This window comes from Paenibacillus sp. D2_2, from assembly GCF_031199965.1.
GTDB lineage: Bacteria > Bacillota > Bacilli > Paenibacillales > Paenibacillaceae > Fontibacillus.
Genome location: NZ_CP133605.1, coordinates 2,784,164 through 2,804,066, shown reverse-complemented (window position 1 = coordinate 2,804,066; position 19,903 = coordinate 2,784,164). Strand labels below are relative to the sequence as shown.

The window sequence follows — 19,903 nt, the reverse complement described above, 5'->3', positions numbered from 1 at the left end:
GTTTGTCGTTAGCGCACCTTTGCGAGTTTCGTGGCGCGAACCGATGCCGCAGCGTATACGACTAGCGCTGTCCAGATGAGCGCGAAGCCGATGAGAAGAACCGGCGATACCGATTCCTTGAACACGAATACGCTCAGTAACAGCATGATCGTTGGCCCGATGTATTGTACGAAGCCGAGCGTGGACAGCGCCATCCGGGCGGCCGCTCGCGCAAAGAAAAGCAGCGGTAGCGCTGTTACCACGCCGGAAAGAAGCAGTTCGACTAACGTGGGCACAGGTAGCGTCCATGCCGTCGTCTTTCCTACGGCGGCCAAATAGATCCAGTAGCCGAGCGCAACGGGCAGGACTACAGCCGTCTCCGACAGCAAGCCTACGGAAGCGTCTTGTCCGATCTTCTTCTTCGCTAGGCCGTACAAGCCAAACGTCGCGGCCAGCGAAATTGAGATCCATGGGAACCGTCCGTAATCGATGGCGATGATGAGCACCGCGGCGCCAGCGATGGCAATCGCGAGCCATTGGCCACGGTTCGGCTTCTCACGAAGGAAGACAACCGCAAGTAGCACGTTCAGCAACGGGTTCAAATAATAGCCGAGACTTGTCTCGACGACATGGTCGTTGTTGACCGCCCAGATGAAGATGAGCCAATTAGCAGCAATCAGCAGTCCGCTAGCGGTGAGCGACAGCAGGAGCGAGCGGCTGGTCGCAATCCGCTTCATGTCACCCCAGCGACGCTGGACGGCGACGAGAACAGCCATGAAGATGAACGACCAGACAACCCGATGTGACAGAATCTCGCCTGCAGGCACATCGTTAAACAACTTCCAATAAAGTGGGAGAACTCCCCACATGATATACGCGATAATAGCATTGATCAAGCCATTGTTCATAATCAATTTCCCTCTTCCCACTCCAATGTCTTTATGGATTATACGCCGCGATCATCGTTTAAGTAAAGGGTTTAATATTTTTAAAAAAATGAAAACAAATCGCCGCAAGCCTACTTTAAATCGTAGCTTGTGGCGATTTGTGTTGTTGCATCATGTGACATCTTGGTCTTTAATTTAACGCTCATGAACTCTGACGAAATAATGAACTGACCTTATCGAAAAGGAGTTAGCTGATATTTAGTTAAAAGATAAATAAATTATAACTCAAACTGCTTGGAGTACAGGTGTGCGTAGGTTCCATCAAGTGCAAGTAAATCATAGTGTGTACCTTGCTCGACAATTCCATCCTCGGTTAAGACGATAATCCGCCGGCATTACGAATCGTGGAAAGTCTGTGGGCAATAACGATGGTTGTGCGCCCTTTATCAACGCTTCTAGGGACTCCTTGATGATGCTTTCACTCTCATTATCCAGCGCACTAGTTGCCTCATCAAAAATAAGAACCGGTGGATTTTTTAAGAATACGCGAGCGATGCTTAATCGTTGCTTTTGGCCGCCGGATAATTTGACACCTCTCTGTCCGATATCGGACTGGTAGCCATTCGGCAAACTCATGATGAAGTCGTGCGCATTGGCACGGGTTGCTGCCGCAATCACCTCTTCATCGCTAGCCTTCGGGTTCCCGTAACGTATATTTTCCATCACCGTTTCCGAAAAAAGATAAACGTCCTGCTGAACAACGCCGATGTTATTTCTCAATGAACGCAGATCGATATCCCGGACATTGATTCCATCAAGTAACACCTGCCCATGCAACACATCATAAAAGCGGGGAATGAGTGAGCACAAAGTAGTCTTCCCAGCGCCCGAGGGACCCACCAACGCAACATATTCACCCGGTTGTACACGAAATGAAAGGTTTGATAAGACGTTGTCCAAATGATCTTCGTAACGGAAGGAAACCTGTTTGAACTCAATTTCGCCATGTACCTTCGGCAAGGTCACTGCACTCGGTTTGTTTTCAATGCCCGGCGTAAGCCTCATGATCTCCATAAATCGCTGGAAGCCGGTGATACCTTCCTGAAACTGCGTGCTCATGTGAGTCATTTTTTGAAGAGGCTCTATCATAAAGCCTATATAAAGCAGAAAAGTGATCAAATCCGCTAAATCTAATGTATTATTGACGATACTGGCACTTCCAAAGATGATAACCGTTATTGTGATCAGCTGTAGCAACGTTTCAAATACATGGTAAAAATATGCCTCCGCCTTGTAAGTATGCTTTCGACTATCGAGAAAACGATTGTTTTGTCGATTAAACTTCTCAATTTCGAGGTGTTCGTTGGCAAACGATTTAACAACGCGAATCCCCGCTAGACTATCTTCTACCTGTGCGTTTACATCCCCGATTCGCTCTTTGTTTCTTACTAATGCCTTGTTCAATACCTTATTAAAATACCATAGAGACACAACCAGTATTGGAAAAAAACAGATTATGACAATCGTTATTGGCGCGTTAATGAAAAACAAAATGATAACCGCACCAATAAAGCGGACGATATATTTAATATAATCTTCCGGTCCGTGATGATACAGTTCTGAAAGTAGTAACAGGTCGTTAGTTATTCGAGACATGAGCCGACCTGTCTTTTCCTTATCAAAAAAGCCAAAGGAAAGCTTCTGCATGTGTTCGAACAGCTCTCTTCGCAGATCACTTTCCATTCGAGCTCCAACTAGATGACCTTTGTAGCCTACAAAGGCATTTCCAACATTCTCAATCAATACTAAAACTAGCATAAGCCCGCCAATCCAATACACTTTAGGTAACGCATTGGACAAGTCACCTGTGAGAACATCCTTTGTAATATACCGTACGAGCAGCGGATAGACCAAGGCAATAGCGGACGCTATCAAAGCGCATCCCAATACCGCTAGATATAATCTTAAATACGGCTTGTAATATGAGAAGAATTTTTTCACTGGAAATTGCATTTTTTTGCCCCTTATCTGTTTATTAAAAGTACATATAAGGGGAGTACACCGCTACAATGAGGAAAGTGTTCCACCCTTATATGTTTTTGCGGTATGATACATCACGTTTTTCATTTAAATTACCTCCTCAATCATTAATGCTGTCATTATAGTCGATCTATAAAATAACTGCACGGTAAAGTTCAGTTATAATTGAAAGTGCTAAGACGGACACAACGTTAAGCTATTCTGCCTGTTAACTTAATGAAATAACTGTCGAATTATAATTTGTATCTAATCGGTATAAGGACCATGTTCTTGTTTCCTTAAAACAAAAAAAGCCGCTTAATTAGCGGCTTCTAATGATACTATGTTTTTGTCACCCGACAATCAGCTATTCTCCGAGTTTAACGAGGTTGTAGTTCTTCTTGCCCTTACGGATAATGAAAAGGGCCTTCAATGGAATGATCCACCGTTAAGGTCATTTCTGTATCAGTGACCTTATCGCCATTCAGAGAGATGGCTCCACTTGTAATATCTTCACGTGCTTGACGCTTGGATGGTTCAATACCTACCTCAACGAGCCAGTCGACGATATTATTCGCTTCCTTGGAAGCTTGGAATGTAGGCATTTCCTTGAATCCTTGTTCAATTTCATCTGCAGTCAGGGCCTTGATATCGCCACTGAACAATGCTTCCGTAATCTTCTTAGCTTGAGCAAGTGCATCTTCACTGTGTACGAATCTTGTCATCTCTTCAGCAAGAACACGCTGCGCTTCACGTTTATGTGGTTCAGTCTGAACTTTTACCTCAAGAGCATCGATTTCTTCCTTCGTTAAGAAAGTGAAGAATTTCAGGTATCTAATTACATCGCGATCATCTTGGTTAGCCCAGAACTGGTAGAATTCAAATGGTGTTGTCTTGTTCGGATCAAGCCAGATTGCTCCGCCTGCGGTCTTACCAAATTTCGTTCCGTCTGCTTTAAGCATTAGAGGAATGGTTAAGCCGAATGCTTTTGCTTCTGATCCTTCTTTCTTACGAATCAAGTCAAGGCCACTCGTAATGTTCCCCCATTGGTCAGCACCGCCGATCTGCAATTGCACATCTTCATTTTTAAATAGATGAAGGAAGTCGATCGACTGCAGGATCTGGTACGAGAACTCAGTGAAGGAAATCCCCGAATCAAGACGACTAGCTACAATATCTTTGGCCAGCATCGTATTGACGCTGAAGTTCTTACCGAAGTCGCGAAGGAAGTCCAAAATCGTAATCTCCTTCGTCCAATCGTAGTTGTTCACCATGCGGAGACCAGTATCTCCTTCATTTAAGAACAGCTTCTTCATTTGTGCAGTCAGAGCATCTACGTTCTTCTGTACTTGATCCATCGTCTGAAGTGTGCGCTCAGTGGTACGTCCGCTTGGATCTCCGATTGTACCGGTAGCACCGCCGATCAGAATTACTGGACGATGGCCAGCCATCTGGAATCTCTTCAGCATCATAAATGGAATCAAATGACCTATATGCATACTGTCACCGGTAGGGTCAACACCACAGTACAATGAAATCGACTTTTCGTTAGTTAGTTTACGTAATCCTTCTGCATCTGTCTGTTGATTAATGGCACCGCGCCATTCCAATTCATCGATAATGTTCATCATTGTTAGTTCATCTCCCTGGTGAATTTTTTATTAGAAAATAAAAAAATCGTCTCCTAGTCTATTGTAGACATAGGGACGATATATTTACCGTGTTACCACCCAAATTGCATTAAAGGCGCTGCAGTTCACCATTAATACCACTCTTAGCAATGATATCGATTGCCAGTCCGCTTAGCATTACCTAAGGTACTCCGGAGTGTAATTCGCAAAGTTTAGTATGACCAGGTCGCATCAACCCCTGGCTTTCTGAACAGTGACAAACTTGCTACTTCGCTCTTTCATCGTGTATCCAATATTAGATTACAGCAATCATAGTGCTTATAAATTTCTTTGTCAACACTTTAATTTCAATTGATTTAGTGGAATATTATTCCTGCATTCAAATTATCGTTGCTATAATCGGTATCATTTTGCAGAATTATAAATGACTCAATGGAATGCTTTAGTGACTTCTGAATACAGCAAATATACATGCTTGAATTTATATAATTAATAATATTAATGATTATCTACCTCTACTTTTCTAACAAGCATAATAATCGTTTTTAGTCTACAAAACCTTGATACTATAAGTACTTCCTCCAAATTCCACTATTGAATTAATACTATTAATCATTATCTCGATGGACGATTTTTTAAGAATACTTCTACTACTCTACAATTTATAAAAATTCGAATTTCAGAAAAATTATAGAGTCGTCTTTACAGGCTTAATTCGGAGATTAGCTATAAAAAAACTGTATTCATAATCTAGTTTTCTTATATTACCTTTTAAGTCCTCCAATATCAAAGTGATATCACCTTGTGGAGCAAAATGCCTTTGCTTTCACACTAAGCCGACCCTACCTACCGTTACATAAAAAGGAATGCAAAGCCTGATCGATGAGCTAGCCGCCTGCAGGGCCGTTCGCATCGATCAGGCTTATTCCGGAGAAGATCAGAATGCTCGAGCTACTAATTGGCGATCGAGCTTGATTTGGCATGAGTGATAACGCCTAGATCCGTCTACTCAGCAAACCTGGTAAACATTGTATCGGACCACAACTAGTTCCACCGATTGAGATTATATATAGTGTCACTTTATATAATATTTCATAAATTTAACCAAAAAAACGGAAATATTGAACTAAAAGAAATACGAGGTGACTTATTTAGCCATCATTTCTTAACAAAGGTTGAGTGCTGCATCTAAATGATCCACCGAAACTTCTTGATATTTTAAAATCTACATACTCCACTGTAACCCCTCTTTTTTCCAACTCATCTCCAATACATTTAAATTCATGATCTGTAATATATATATTTTCATTTATAGGTAGGCCATTTGTGGCAAGTTTAGAAGAGTCTTCTATTGTTACATATATCTTGTCCCAACTTTTTAACTGTTTAGGTATACCGTCTAATAATGCTTCTTCACAAACTATCATTAGCCCTTCTCTAACTAAGCTAATAGCACAGTCAAGATGAAGTATTGTATGATGAAGGGGTACCTCAACTACCGTATACCCAAATTTACTAACCATATTACTTAGCCAAATAACTCCATTTTTATTTGATGCAAGTCCAGATCTACCTACAAATATAGTTTTATCTAAGACTAAAACATCTCCTCCCTCTAAAAATGGACCATCTTCTGAGTATTCCCCTTTTGATATATCTGGTTTAGGAACAGATAAGTATAAACAATTATTTTCGTTTGACTCCTTTGTTAATATATTTCTGACAGGTAGTATCTCATTTCTTCTATGTGGAAATCTAAGAGACCCTTCTATTAAAAAATGTCCTACTGTGAAAAAGGGATCTCTTACAAAGAAATTACTATAACCATCTTCTTTTCCTATCTCCTTTTCATAGTCAGTCAGCAGCCTAGGAATTATTACTTCTACATTATATTTCTCTAGAACCTTCTTTAAATTTTCTCTTTCCTCTTCCCATTCTTTCTGTCTCTCTGGAAAAACCTCTTTATAGTTTTTACCTAATATATCCTTTCCTCTATATAAATCTTTACTTTCTTCTGTTAAGAATTCTTCATTACATAAATCTTCCTTCGATGGAAATGAGAACTCAGATTGAGCTAGAACTACTCTTTTCAAAGGAGAAAACTCACTTTTTACATAAACATTACTCATACTAATTCCTCCTTGTATTTTTTTAAATATAGAATACTCCATGTAGAACTAAACATAAAGAATGTTGTTAAATAATCTCACTATAAACTAAGTTTGTAGCTAAAGGAGATACAAATTGGTGGATGTATACGTTAACTTTAGACCTCGTGGGAAGACGAAACTGATGACTTTTGTACTCTTGAGATGATGGGTCTCGTAAAAGAAAAGACTGCACATAGTAACGCAATAATAACAATGCCACTCCCAACCCAAGCTGTGCTGGAAATCGAGCTAGTTTGGTTTAACACAACACCACCAATTGCTGACCCAAGTGAAATACCAATTTGCAATGCGGAATTATTAAAGCTTTGCTGTATAGCAGATGTAGCTGGATCAGTTTGAATCAAATAGCTTTGTTGCGGCGGCGCCAAACTCCAACTCAATGCTCCCCAAACTATCATCGTTGGGAAGAATAATACGAGTGAAAATGTTGTAAATGGCAATACACACAATACAACAGCAAATGCACTGATAACGAAAATGATACTTTTGCGAGCACCAATCCAATCTGATAATGTTCCGCCTAATGCTCCACCACCTACAGCTGCAATACCAAATATAAAATAACAGATGCTTATCCAGTTAGAATTCAGATGAAGGTTCGTTTCTAAAAATGGTGTGAAATAGGTATAAATCGTATAATGTCCTGCTAGCGTAAACATGGTAGCAAGATGGGCACTGATTATTTTCCCGCTTCCTAAAGACTTTAATTGCTGTGAAAATGGAATTGTATTTTCCCCAGGAATTCGCTCAAGAAATAGTGAAATAAGTACCATCGATCCGATAGATAACACAGCGATCCCAAGAAATATTACGCGCCATCCAAACATATTGGAAATCTGGATGCCCAACGGTACACCTAACACTAGTGACGAACTGATACCCATATAAATGAGTCCCAAAGCTTTTGCCTTGTGGGCAGGATCAACAATTTTAACAGCAATGGTTAAAGAAAGTACAACGACAAGTGCTGTACTAATTGCCGTCAACACCCTAGCAATCATCATAAAGGTAAAGTTTGGACTAAAATATGTCATTATATTTCCGATTAAAAAGACAAATAGGGAAGCAAGATACAATTTCTTGCGTTCGATTCTGCTGGTCAATACTAATAAAACCGGACCAGTAATAGCATAGATAAGTGCAAATACCGTGATAAGTTGCCCCGCGACACTTAATGAAATATTGAAATCGTCAGCGATTGTCGGCAATATTCCACCAACGATTAATTCAACCAATCCAACCGCAACGGTCGATAATGCTAATATAAATACTTTTAAATTCATTTTCTGTTTCATGTCCTTTCTCAGTTGCAAATTAAAGAAATAGCTCTGAAGGTTCTTTACAGAAAACACAAATAATCCTGACTACAAAAAATGAAATTATTCATTTTCTGTAGTCAGGATTATTAAGGTTCCTGGTAGATACCCTCTAACCATATTCTAGAGGTTATACAGTACTATATAGTTTTTGAGTGATCACCTGAACGATTCTACTATAGATTATCCTCTATTTCAAGTGCAAATATTTACCAAGACACTGCTACAAGAAAACCAACACATTCGGAATCAACAATTCGTAGGGAGTTTCAATCAACATCCTAAGCGGTTACGTCGCCATTTTTTCAGAGGGAGAGAATCAAGTTTTACTTACCAATCTTAAAACACTAATATGATACGTGTGTCATATTTTCCTTCATGACCGGAACCCACTCCAGGTGCGCATTCCGGTTATTTTGATATCGGTACTAGCGGAATTAATTCATACAGGGCACGTTCATCGCAACCGATGGAGTCGGCGATTGATATAGCGATTTTGAGCGGCATGACTCTTTTGTTATCCATAAAGTCGGAAATTCGTTCCGGTTTAAGAAGCAATTCCTTTGCCAGCGATTCCACCGTTTTTCTGGATTCCAGAAGTCGTTCATGCAGCAAGCAGCGTCCAAGCTCAAATTTCATGAAGAAATGCCCCCGTGTGCAATAATATTCAACTATAAGTGTTATCCATTTTCAGAATGGATAACCAAGACTTATGGCGGTAACCACCTTAACTAACCTGCCCTTTAGTTGAGCGATGACTTCATTAAGACAACAACCACTGCTACAGCTATTATGTTGAAGGAGCCCGACCACCACTTAAAAATTATAGAACACTTTATGAATAAAACCTTTTATACATGCGGCTGCCGTTTCATGCCTGGCCACGATTTGTTGAATGGATGTGTCGCCTGAGTTTACTTCCCTGCTGTCTCACCGGGCGATCGAAATTTCCTGGGTAAGCGCAAAAATCGATAAAAAAGCGACAAATACTCAGTATTTGTCTTTAATAATATTATGGTTGGCGCCGATTTCTTATAACGTCTCTCGCGTCGAATACGTAGTTAGCCAAAAAGTTACCGACTTCCCAGAATTACTTATAATATATTTCAATATTTTCAGCTAACTCATTTTTTCAATAAAAAGTTTGATTGTTTTTGGCAATTAAAGCGTCTCATCCATTTGATTGGGAAATTAAATATACATTGCCTAAAATGACGATTTTGTCTCCCTTTACACGTACAGCGCAATCTTTGTTCGACGCATAAATGTTCATTTCTTCCGATAAGGGAGACAGTTCGTCTTGAACCAACGCAATTCATTCTTAAATTACGTGAGATTTATCTGGATTTTTGATACCTACATCAAATTTTAAAACCGTTTCTTCAAGATCTGCTGCCATTTTGTTAAGCCTTAATACGGCATGAAGGATATCTTGATTGTACTTTTCCTGTTCAATTGTTCGGTCGACTACACTTTCAGTTGCCTCTGCAGCCTTATTTGCAATCATCGTCGTTTCCATTACTCCTGCTGTGATTTCCTCCGAGAATGCTGACATTTCTTCTGAAGTTTCAGAAACTTGCTTCGTATGAGATACTACGCCCTGAATAGAGTGAAGAATACTTTCAAATGATTTTCCAGCTTCTTCAACAGCTTGTCTACCGTCTTCGACATTTTCTGTTACAACATTCATTGTTTGTACTGTTAAACTTGTATCCACATTTATTTTAGAAATCAAATCCGATATACTATTTGCTGATTTTTCAGATTGCTCAGCTAGCTTTCTTACTTCATCGGCTACTACTGCAAAGCCCTTTCCTGATTCACCAGCTCTCGCTGCTTCAATCGCAGCATTTAATGCAAGTAGATTCGTTTGTGAAGCAATGTCACGAATGATATCTATAATATGTGAAACTTCGTTTGATTGATTCTCGAGTTTTTTGATTGCATTTGCCGATAATTGAACAGATTGATGAATAACATTCATTTGATGAATTACTTTTTCAATGTTACTATTTCCGAGCTCTACATTATGTAAGCTAATCGATGATAATTGAGATACATTTGAAGAAGCTTCTGCAATTTGTTGAATGCCCTCTGACATTTGTTCTAATGTAACAGAGCTTTCCTCCGAGCTTTTATATTGTGCATGCGCTCCTGCCGATACTTCCCGAACGGACGCAGATATCTGGCTAATTGCTTCACTTGCCTTCTCGCTACTTTCAGCCACTGAATTGGTCGTGTCAATTAACTGCTTGGACCCAACATTTATGCCAAGAATGATATTTTGCAAATCTAATACCATCTGTTGAAAAGCTTGTGTTAGAAGTCCTATTTCATCTTTACGACCCGTTTCTATCACAACAGTTAAATCCCCATTACCGATTTTTCTCACTTGGGATGTTAATTTTCGTATAGGTTTCGTTAAATAATCTGTGAAGAAATAAACAATGCAGATTCCTACTATTAAGACAATCAGTGTAATAGTAATAATTTTCACTTGTTTTGCGTCCATGGCTGTATAAACTTCCGTGGCATCCAAATCTGCCCCCAATAATCCAATCACTTCTCCATCCTTATTTTTTAACGGAGCATAAATAGCTAGTACAGCACCATATTCTGCATCATTTGATAACTGAAACTGTACTTTCCCTGTTTCAAATACTTGTTTCATTTTAGGATAGGATTCGGGTGATTCTTCTTTAACACCAATCGTTGATTCCTCACTCGGCGTACTATCTACCATATAGTAATATTCGTAGTCTTCACCCTTTTTTACACGAGACATTGTATACAAACTAGTTACCTTATAGAACTCTTTAACAGAGCTTAGCTCTTTTTGTAATTCTTGATAATACCCATCCTTTTTAGCACCGACTTCCATGTTTTGATACTCTTTATCATCTATCTTAGCGATTGCATGATCAATCATTGCTAAATTTTGTTGACCAACAGTCTCTTTCACTAGATCTAACGATGAACGATATACAAAAAAGCTAATCAGAAAACAAGAAATACCAAGCAAAACTGAAAAAACAATTAACATTTTAATCTTTAAACTACTTCTCATCGATGAACTCCCTTATGATGTTTTAATATTTCATTCCCTACACTTCTCCCAAATTTAAGAGCTTCTTCGCCGTTATTAATGCAAATACCTTATTGTTATAGCTTTTTAGTTTTGAAAACACCTCTTCTTCTACTGGTCTCTTAATTTCCGTATTGATTATTTCAATACCTCTGTGTTCAATCAAATAATCCAGAAATAGGATTTTGCTGAATATCTATTATTCGACACTTTTTATCAAAATCCTACAAAAGAAATACCAAACTTATCTCAAATGAATGAATCTTTACTGAAGGAATGGTATATCTGATCAAAGATTGCTGATATAGCAACCATGCTCCATCTCTTGCATTGAGGTAACGAAAACGATTGAAAGGGGTTGTCAAAAAAGTGAACTGCACCCCAATTGTTAGACACAACTAACAATTGGAGGTGCAGTTTTTTATGTGGAAATTTTCTGTAAAAGAGAAGCTCGAAATTGTATTAAGATATTTGGAAGGTAACGAAGTTGCGCCATCCATTGGAAGAAAATATGGTGTATCCAAAACTCAAATTTACTCTTGGGCAAAGCTGTACAGCGAGTGGGGATTGAAGGTTTTCGAATAAAAGACTATGCTTCATATTCACCAGAGTTTAAACTAGAGGTACTTGAATATCGGTTAAAAACGAAGGCCTCATATGTAGATATCGCTGCGCATTTTGGTATTCCCTCACCTTCACCTATCAAAAGATGGGTTAAAGAGTTTGAAAGAAAGGGATTTGACGCCTTCAAAGCAAAGAAAAAGGGGCGTACATCCATGAACAAAGAAACAAAGAAACCAACAAAACAAGATGAAGGGTCACTTGAGAAACTACAGGCAGAAAACGAACGTTTACGTATGGAAAATGCCTATTTAAAAAAGTTGAATGCCTTAGTTCAAAACAAGGGAAAATCACCAAACAAGACAAAGCGCAAGTAGTCTATGAATTAAGGCGTGAATTTCCGGTGATAGCACTTCTGCAGCTTGCAGGTATTCCGCGCAGCACCTATTATTACGTGATTAAAAGCTTCGGACGTCCCGATCCAGATGGCGAGCTAAAGGTACTCATTCAATCCATTTATGACGAGCATGAAGGCCGCTATGGTTATCGTCGTATTCGTGATGAATTAAGGAATCGTGAGCATCAGGTGAACCATAAAAAGGTCCAACGTATTATGAAAGAGCTAGGATTAATATCAATAGTCCGTGTGAAAAAGTACCGCTCGTACAAAGGTAAGGTCGGTCAGATTGCACCGAACTTATTAGACCGTAATTTTAAAGCAGAGAGACCAAATCAGAAATGGGTGACAGACATTACAGAATTTAAATTACTGGGAGAAAAACTGTATCTGTCACCTGTTCTGGATTTATATAACGGTGAAATCATTTCGTATACGATAGGACTTAGACCTACCTACTCTCTTGTATCAGATATGCTAGAGCAAGCTTTTGAAAGGCTAACGATAGAAGGCAAGCTTCTCATGCATTCAGATCAAGGATGGCACTATCAGATGAAGCAATACCGTCAGGCATTACAAAGAAAACAAATCACGCAGAGTATGTCGCGAAAGGGCAACTGTTATGATAATTCTGTGATGGAGAACTTCTTCGGTATTCTCAAATCAGAATTCCTTTATATAAAGGAATTTAAAAGTATTGAACATTTTAAAGAGGAATTATCCAAGTATATTAACTACTATAATTACAAGCGGATTAAATCAAAATTAAAAGGCATGAGTCCGGTACAATACCGGACTCATGCCCAACAAACTGCTTAATGAAAATAAACTGTCTAACTTTTCGGGTCACTTCAAAGGTCAGCAATGACCTTAAAGACAGCCCCTTCTTACTATATACGTGATTATGTTGTATGTATCGTATTCCAACGATGACGAAATTTCTCAAGCCGAGGATGCATGCGCTCCGGTTCGGATGAGAGCACAAGCCGAATCTTCACAATCCAATCCTCAAAAGAAGAGAAAGAAGCAAATAAATTTGCGAATTCTGGTGTGACATAGAGAAAAAGCGGTGATGGATAGTATTCAGCAAGGTGCCGTAAGGCCGCATCAATGGGGGTGTATTTTTTACGTTTGCCTTCCCATCCTTCGATGTAGATTGACGCTTGATCGTGTTCGCGTTTCCATGCATGCAATCGATCCTCACGTTTGTAATACGCCTGAACAGGTTCCTTCGACATCCTCCCACGCTTTTCTCATGCAGTGGATAAAGAATGAATTTCTCAAAAGCATGTTTGTCCGCATATTCTGCCGCTATGGTCAATTCTAGATCTGTCGTATGTTCAAATGAATCGTAATAAATCATCGTCCCCCTACGACTCGCCTTAGGCGGTTCATAGCCGAATGGAACCTGATGGTTGCCTCTGCTCACAAAATGATCCCCCTTGAAGTACTTCATGTATTATATTATTCGTCCAAGTATCCAGATTCATCCTGATGCGAATGATTAAATCATAACATAAATACTGTGCATCACTTTGGTTTCTTCCTCGCGATAGTTCACACATGAAACGGATTCATGTTCTCCCTCAACGACTTGAACTTGTATATTTGGATGCGTCCCTAGGGTCCCTGCTACATCTTCTTACGGCATGACGGATCGCAAATCTTAACGTAGTGATTTTCCAAACCACATTCAATCCATCTGCTGAGTTTTGCTATTAAGATTTTAAACCTTTATTTCATTGCTGTTAATTCGATGAAGCATTTCTGTTCGGCTATGCACTTCTAGTTTGTTATAAATATGATCTAAATGAGCTTTTACAGTATGAAAACTGATGTTATTTTGTTTAGCAATTTCTCGGTTCGTCAATCCTTTTTCTACAAGAGAAACAATTTCCCTCTCCGTCAATGTTAGTTTTAAAAGAAGGTTCTCTTTCTGACATCTTTTCGCTAATCGCCCTCGGTCAGAATTAAATTCTTGAGCTTTTAACGAATTGTGATAACTTAAAGCCAGATGTCGGGAGAATAGGCTAACTATCTCCTTATCACGCAGTGTAAAATCCCCCTCTTTTTTTCTAAAGAGACCAAGGCCCCCAACAAGCCTATTATTGTAGCAAAGTGGAACTGCCAACTCGTAATAAAGGTTTTCTTTACGGAGAAAATCATTATAGTAAGTGGTTTGTTCATACTCATGCAAACTCATAATATCTTCAATCGACATTACTCCGGCAGTCCTCTTCCCGGGTTTACATACATCGCTGAATATATCAAAACGATCATATATATCGGTATAACTTTCACACAAGCTCTGTACTTTATTAATTCCAACAGGATCTCCTAGTTTATCGTGCTGATCAAGCGTAAGGAATGTAAGATGGTGATACCCTGAGCCTAATCGTTCGGCCAGAATTTCCAGTATACTATGGCGATACTGTTCGTTATAGTGATTCATCATATAACACAAATCAAGGATCATCTGATAGTCTTCGATTGTAATATGTTCCATTATGCACCCACATCTCCTTTATCGCTTGTGAATAATATAACATAATATAGGTAATATTTCCGATGATGCTTCTTAGTCTTTAATTTATGCTAGAAGCAATTTAATGAAAGGTAGGTTAATAGAATGATTGAGATTAATATGAATAATAAAGTAGCTATTGTAACTGGCTCAGCAAGCGGTCTTGGAAAAGCCATCGCTCTAAGATTTGCACAAGCAGGAGCAGACGTGGTTGTCGCCGATCTTAATATAGAAAACGCATTAAAAACTGCTGAGGAAATTAAGAGTATGGGCCGTAAATCGATTGCGTTCCAGATTGACACTCGGGATTCAGAATCCTTCACCAAACTTATCGAAACTACAACTAAAGAGTTGGGCAAACTTGATTTCATGATCAATAACGCAGGTATTGGTATCATGAAACCGATCCAAGAGTTTACTACCAACGAAATAGATCTTGTCGTTGACATCGACTTGAAAGGTACTATTCATGGCTGTAAGGCAGCTCTTGCTTATATGGTGCCACGTAAATCGGGGAAAATTGTAAATCTTTCTTCCATTGCTGCAAAAATGGCTACTCCAGCATCAAGTATTTATGCTTCTGCAAAGGCTGGTGTAATGGCTCTGACTGCCGCATTAGCTAGAGAAGTCGCAGAATCAAATATTAATATTAATGCTATTCTCCCTGGCGTTGTTAGAACCGAAATGTGGGAGAAACAGCTTGATGCAATGGCTGGAGATGACGAAGAGACAAGAACAAAGGTATTTGCAAGTTTTACCGACATGATTCCACTCAAGCGCCCACAAGAACCAGTAGATATTGCAAACATGGCTCTTTTCTTATGTAGTGATCTTGCCAATAATATTACTGCACAGTCATTTGCCGTTGATGGTGGCGCTACCATTTAAGTAAAACACGTGTTTTCCTTCGCAATATTTAATAACATCATACGATTCCAAACACCCCATTCGTTAGATGGCTCAAGGAATTACACCGCCATACAAAAACCAGCCAAGCAAAAAAATATGCTTGACTGGTTTTGGCTTATTTCAAAAATTAATGATTAAATTGAGTTGGCTCCCGGCTCCAATCGTTGCACCCGCATCAAGTATGCAGACATTTCTGTCATCATCGTACGGGTAATAGTAATTCAACCGTTCCGCAACCTCTTTGGAGTGCTGCAAATAAATCCAGTAAGGCAAACAAGGTACGCCACACACCTTCATATCTTTCGGAACGTTCGGATTCGTTCGTGATCCGTTCATCCCGACCGCCCGGACTCGCTCGTCATTACGTGCAAAGTCCAATATCATAAAAAAGCTAAAATCACCTGTGCTCGTTCCCAGATTCTTTGTACAATAGAGCGCTAAATATGGCATTGTTTTGAAATTCCGATACCGATTAAAAAGACACATATAACAAATAACCGATATCCCTTTTTGGCCAACACTCTTTTTAGTCGTGGGTACATATTATGCACGTTAGGCTCCGATGCGTGGATATGATGTTAGATGATGCTTGCAGACCTCTTTGTATTAACCTACACAATTTTCTTTGCAATAAAGGTAACACAATCAGATGTGAGTTTTACTGATTGTCCATTTCTGTCAATCTCAAATTCTAATTGTTTTACAAATCGATTTCTAACTTCCCATCCAGCATATTGATAATCCAAGATTTCCAACATGCTTTCTGTAGTTATATTCACTTCAAACATAGGATCTAGTTCTTGTCCATTTTCAAGGTTTACTTCTCGTATGTTTGATCCAATAATAATGCAATTGGCTCCATTTGGTTTAGTTCCAGAAGTTAATTCATTAAGTTTTCTTTCCAATGCACTTTCCGAACTTAAATGTTCCAAAGAAGATACAGCTACAATTATGTCGTATTCTTCTTGTTCGATTGTGAACTGTTCAATATCTGATAATCTTGTAACAATAAATTGTTCAACCCCATATTTATGACTATAACTATTCAATTTATCTATTGCCGACTCCAACAAATCAACGCAAACTACTTTTCCATCTCTGTTTTTCATGGATTCGGCAATGGGAATGCTATTCCTACCGATCCCAGAACCTAAATCTAATACACATAAGTATTCTTGATCTTTATATTCTGCTAAAAGATCGATTACGGTTTTCACTGGTCTGTGTAACCAAGAACCTGGCTCAAATAAATAGTAATTATCATAACAGAAATCATGATATTTCTTTTCTTCTGATCTTATATTCGCTACTCTGTCCATACACACACCTCAAGCTTTCTGCAAGTTTCATCTAACGTTGTTGTGTTCACGACGCCCCCTGACTTAAGGTCACGAAATGACCGGGCGCGATGCGCTTAGTCGGTGCGTATGTGTCCGGCTGAATCCACTTCTTCGCTACTGCTCTGCCGGACCGAGGGCGAATGCCCCGAAGCGTGAATATAGTGTTATGTGAAGGTCTCGTCGAAATACTAAAAGCATTGCCACTCAATAACCCACTCATTAGATCCTTCAATGGTTGTTCCTCGACCAATGTAACCTACTCCATTGTCTCCCCAGAACCAATTGCCTTTATCTGTTGAATCGATTTGAAATACAAACTGAGGATTAACGGGATGCTGATTATACGGAGCCCAATATATTTCTGATTGAATTGTTGTTGGCCATCCGCCTACTTTTAATCCTGAAACATTATTCAAATGATTATTATAAAAATCATTTATTTCTACAGTAACAGGTATGTTTTCTTTACTTAATTCTTCAACAAAATCATCCCAACAAGGATAGTCTTCTTCGATTAATGTTGGTTTCATCTCAAAAACTTTTATATTAGATTCATATGGAACGCTTTGAATGGGGACTAAATCTTTTATATATTTATAAGCCCGAAGACACCATTTCTGCCCATTTGGATTGTTATCCGGAAGATCATTACTATCGATGAATAATGTGATCATTTCAATATCTTTAAGCGATACTGGAATATATGGTAATTGAATAATGTTAATTTGGCATAGTGGTATCATAGGTTTATTGTTTGAAGAGGGCCATTCTTCATTTGGTAGAGATACATTTACCTTACCAAATATCGAACTTGTTAATTCTCCAGACGGTCTAAAACCTCCGATCTGCAATAAAGTAGCTTGTCTCATTATTTTTCTCTTAAGGATTTCCACTTCTGTGCAACTCCTTTCTAAATTGTGTCTTTCGAGACTTTCACATAACGTCTTATTCACGAACTTCGTAAATAATTCCATATGTAGGGTATTCGCGAAACTTTTGAACTATCCTACCCGTTAGTTTAGCAAATATGGAATTTTTCAACATTCCTGCTGTTGATGAGGTCATATCGGAAAGCTAGAAATTCTTGATATCATAAAAATAAAAAGCCGCATAATTGCGGCTTCTAATGTTACTATGTTTTTGTCACCCGACAGTTTTCCTTCTGCCTCTTTACATCACTTATTTCTTCTCATCTATTATTTTTGAGTTTAGTCAGGCGAAATTACATTCCACTTTCCAAACAACGTCAAACCTGCCGAATTAGCTAGCGACACAGATTCTTGGTTATGGAGTTGGCATCGATACTGTGGTTCGTATCCCTGATCATTAGCATACTTGCATATAGAACGCACCACTTTGCGGGCATGACCTTTCCCTCTAAAAGACGTCAGAGTCAATACGCCGAGATCTGCAATTTTCGCGTTCTGCCAGGGATACATGCTCGCGGCGCAGACGAGGCGGTTTTGGTCAAAAGATCCGAACACCGCCCAGTGATCCAATTCCACATAAGCGTCATCCAAGTCTTGATCCGAAGCGGAAGACTGGAACTCGGAGAAAACTTCATCATCTTGCTCTGTTAACCGGCGTAAGTCACCTTCCAAATTTTCTTGCAGCAATAAGTTCTTTTCGGTTTCAGTAAAATAAAAAAGATAATCTGCACCATGCAATCTAACTCCTGCTTCAATCAATTTTCGGCGAAAGGTCAGTTCAGACAGGTCTTGTCGTTGATCAAGTCCTATCTTATCGGCCATAGCAGGCGTTAGAACCGTCATAACCCGGCCGTCGGTGATTTCCAGGACCATGACCCGACAATCTTCGCTCAGATTAGGGTTAATGGCAACAGTAAAGACTTCATCACTGTGGAGGACCTCTCCATTAAAAAACTGCGCCCACCAAAAGTCAGTTATCGTATGAGAAAATAAAGGTATATTTATAATTCTACTTTGTTGATATCTCATTATGTTCACTTCCTTACATAATTGCATTTGCTCCGATCGTATCAAATGATAAAAAATTGAACTAGATATTATTTGAATATAATCGAATTTTCCAATTTTCAAGGAGCATCACAAAACTGAATAGTTCCAGCTAAACCAAAAGGCGACCGAACAATTATATCCTGTTCGGTCGCGTTCCACTCGGCAGGTTAATTTGCGTCGACTACAATCGAACCAATGTTGGTGGATGCGTTCAGGCGAGGCCCTTTCGAGCCGATCGCGCCCGTTTTTTTGTTTGACGTATTCGCATCAAACTGGATATCGTCAAAATCAGCCATGACGTTGCCGATTTCGCTTTTCAAACTGATTTCGGCGTTCCTAGGCGACTCGCTCAAATGAATAGCGATTTCCCCGACATTTGTCTTTGCCTTTAAATCTTTCTCGAGACTAATGCCATCCACAAAGATTGCACCTGATTTCGCCTCCAGGTTCATAGTTCCCAAAACCCGGCTAACTCGAATTTCTCCCGCGTCCAAATTAATCTTCAGACCGTTCGTATTCAGATCGGTCGCCTCGATGCGTCCGAAATTGTTTTTGATCGTCACTTGCTCGTATAATTTGTCCGGCAACGAGATAAGCAGTTTTCTCTCTCCTCTTTGATCATCCGATAGATTTAGTTTCTTTCCATTTTCTTCGACTTTAACATTCAAAACCTTCGACTTTACGGAAGCGTCAAAAGTAAACTGGTTACTGATCGCTTTATCCGCGAGAAACTCCACCTCGGCATTGTTACCGGAGCTTCTTGTAACGACAATCGCCATCGCCTGTGCGCTGATATGTACGCTGTCAAATGAAGTGGCCTCGAACGTCTTTTGCTCCTTGGAGACAACTTCTCCCGCACCTGAGCCTTCTCCAATGACGGATTTTTCCAGGTTACCTGTCAGCGACGTAACTGGATTCGCGCAGCCGGTGAACCCGACAACCGCTATGACAATTGCCAATATGGCTGCCATTTTTTTATTCGTTCTCATTTTATCTCCACCTGTTCCGTATTTATTCTTTCTATATTTTACCTATCGTCGGCTTTTGCTAAAACAGTCCAGCGGCCAGTCTTCGACCTGGACTAAAGTCAAGGAACTGTCGTTTC

At 39.5% G+C, this 19,903-nt stretch carries 12 protein-coding genes, 5 pseudogenes, 1 riboswitch and 1 other annotated feature; of the genes and pseudogenes, 2 read left to right on the top strand and 15 right to left on the bottom strand.

The window, feature by feature from the left end; translation table 11 throughout:
• Positions 1–8 precede the first annotated feature (8 nt).
• From rarD to RE628_RS14225, 8 genes and pseudogenes are all read right to left on the bottom strand, one after another.
• Positions 9–887 carry an EamA family transporter RarD gene (gene rarD, locus RE628_RS14260; RefSeq protein ID WP_309159261.1) on the bottom strand — a complete coding sequence of 293 codons (879 nt, stop codon included), beginning with the start codon at positions 885–887 and terminating at the stop codon, positions 9–11.
• 257 nt (positions 888–1,144) lie between these two features.
• Positions 1,145–2,879 (bottom strand): annotated as a pseudogene (locus tag RE628_RS14255) (ABC transporter ATP-binding protein).
• Positions 2,880–3,252: 373 nt separating this feature from the next.
• Positions 3,253–4,513 (bottom strand): annotated as a pseudogene (gene tyrS / locus RE628_RS14250) (tyrosine--tRNA ligase).
• 71 nt (positions 4,514–4,584) lie between these two features.
• Positions 4,585–4,807 (bottom strand) — a binding site (T-box leader).
• 860 nt (positions 4,808–5,667) lie between these two features.
• Positions 5,668–6,645: a dimethylarginine dimethylaminohydrolase family protein gene (locus RE628_RS14245; protein WP_309159260.1), complete on the bottom strand. Its 978-nt coding sequence runs from the start codon at positions 6,643–6,645 to the stop codon at positions 5,668–5,670.
• Between the two features lie 137 nt (positions 6,646–6,782).
• A complete protein-coding gene (locus RE628_RS14240; RefSeq protein ID WP_375143115.1) occupies positions 6,783–7,970 on the bottom strand; it encodes an MFS transporter in 1,188 nt (395 codons plus the stop codon).
• Between the two features lie 90 nt (positions 7,971–8,060).
• Positions 8,061–8,161: riboswitch (purine riboswitch) on the bottom strand.
• A gap of 253 nt (positions 8,162–8,414) precedes the next feature.
• A complete protein-coding gene (locus tag RE628_RS14235; RefSeq protein WP_309159258.1) occupies positions 8,415–8,642 on the bottom strand; it encodes an XRE family transcriptional regulator in 228 nt (75 codons plus the stop codon).
• Positions 8,643–9,174: 532 nt separating this feature from the next.
• Positions 9,175–9,318 (bottom strand): annotated as a pseudogene (locus tag RE628_RS14230) (cyanophycinase); the annotation flags it as partial.
• Between the two features lie 6 nt (positions 9,319–9,324).
• Positions 9,325–11,070, bottom strand: coding sequence for a methyl-accepting chemotaxis protein (locus RE628_RS14225; protein ID WP_309159257.1), 1,746 nt, complete (start codon positions 11,068–11,070; stop codon positions 9,325–9,327).
• Positions 11,071–11,511: 441 nt separating this feature from the next.
• On the opposite strand from RE628_RS14225, the pseudogene RE628_RS14220 reads away from it, so the two are divergent.
• Positions 11,512–12,865: pseudogene (locus RE628_RS14220) on the top strand (IS3 family transposase).
• Between the two features lie 83 nt (positions 12,866–12,948).
• Here RE628_RS14220 and RE628_RS14215 read toward each other — a convergent pair.
• Together RE628_RS14215 and RE628_RS14210 are read right to left on the bottom strand one after the other, a co-directional pair.
• A complete protein-coding gene (locus tag RE628_RS14215; RefSeq protein WP_309159256.1) occupies positions 12,949–13,284 on the bottom strand; it encodes a hypothetical protein in 336 nt (111 codons plus the stop codon).
• 488 nt (positions 13,285–13,772) lie between these two features.
• Positions 13,773–14,552: a helix-turn-helix transcriptional regulator gene (locus RE628_RS14210; protein WP_309159255.1), complete on the bottom strand. Its 780-nt coding sequence runs from the start codon at positions 14,550–14,552 to the stop codon at positions 13,773–13,775.
• A 123-nt stretch (positions 14,553–14,675) separates the two neighbouring features.
• On the opposite strand from RE628_RS14210, the gene RE628_RS14205 reads away from it, so the two are divergent.
• Entirely contained in the window at positions 14,676–15,458 is a 783-nt protein-coding gene (locus RE628_RS14205; RefSeq protein ID WP_309159254.1) for an SDR family NAD(P)-dependent oxidoreductase, read from the top strand.
• A 315-nt stretch (positions 15,459–15,773) separates the two neighbouring features.
• Here the strand turns inward: RE628_RS14205 and RE628_RS14200 are convergent.
• The 5 genes and pseudogenes from RE628_RS14200 to RE628_RS14180 form a co-directional block, all read right to left on the bottom strand.
• Positions 15,774–15,863, bottom strand: a pseudogene (locus tag RE628_RS14200) (aminoglycoside 6-adenylyltransferase); the annotation flags it as partial.
• Positions 15,864–16,090: 227 nt separating this feature from the next.
• Positions 16,091–16,798: a class I SAM-dependent methyltransferase gene (locus RE628_RS14195; protein WP_309159253.1), complete on the bottom strand. Its 708-nt coding sequence runs from the start codon at positions 16,796–16,798 to the stop codon at positions 16,091–16,093.
• A 209-nt stretch (positions 16,799–17,007) separates the two neighbouring features.
• Positions 17,008–17,712, bottom strand: a complete 705-nt coding sequence (locus RE628_RS14190; protein ID WP_309159252.1) for a DUF1963 domain-containing protein — start codon at positions 17,710–17,712, stop codon at positions 17,008–17,010.
• Positions 17,713–18,027: 315 nt separating this feature from the next.
• Positions 18,028–18,777 carry a GNAT family N-acetyltransferase gene (locus RE628_RS14185; protein WP_309159251.1) on the bottom strand — a complete coding sequence of 250 codons (750 nt, stop codon included), beginning with the start codon at positions 18,775–18,777 and terminating at the stop codon, positions 18,028–18,030.
• A gap of 188 nt (positions 18,778–18,965) precedes the next feature.
• Positions 18,966–19,787 carry a DUF4097 family beta strand repeat-containing protein gene (locus tag RE628_RS14180; RefSeq protein WP_309159250.1) on the bottom strand — a complete coding sequence of 274 codons (822 nt, stop codon included), beginning with the start codon at positions 19,785–19,787 and terminating at the stop codon, positions 18,966–18,968.
• Between the last annotated feature and the right edge of the window lie 116 nt (positions 19,788–19,903).